Consider the following 296-nt stretch of genomic DNA (forward strand, 5'->3'; position numbering starts at 1 on the left):
TTTGCAATTGCTCAGCATTCATGATCGACTCTTTCGCATTGTTTTGGTTATTGATAACAGCAGATCATGAGATTAGGCGAATTATTTTATAAGAAAAGTATGATTATTCACTAAATTCTTGCTGAGATGTCACAAGTGACAATGCTTGATGTGCGCTGTTCGAACGGGGCAGGCTGACGATTAAAGTTGAACCTACACCGTCTTTCGTTGTGTCTGAAATTTCACCTTTATTCAACTCAACAAACCGCTTACTCAACACCAGACCTAGCCCCGTACCTTTCTCCCCTGCTGTCCCC

At 41.9% G+C, this 296-nt stretch carries 1 pseudogene; it reads right to left on the reverse strand.

The window, feature by feature from the left end:
* Positions 1 to 103: 103 nt before the first annotated feature.
* A pseudogene (locus ACG9ZB_RS17060) lies at positions 104 to 296 on the reverse strand (sensor histidine kinase); the annotation flags it as partial.

The organism is Acinetobacter johnsonii (assembly GCF_048551975.1).
In the GTDB taxonomy this organism is placed as follows: Bacteria; Pseudomonadota; Gammaproteobacteria; order Pseudomonadales; family Moraxellaceae; genus Acinetobacter; species Acinetobacter johnsonii_A.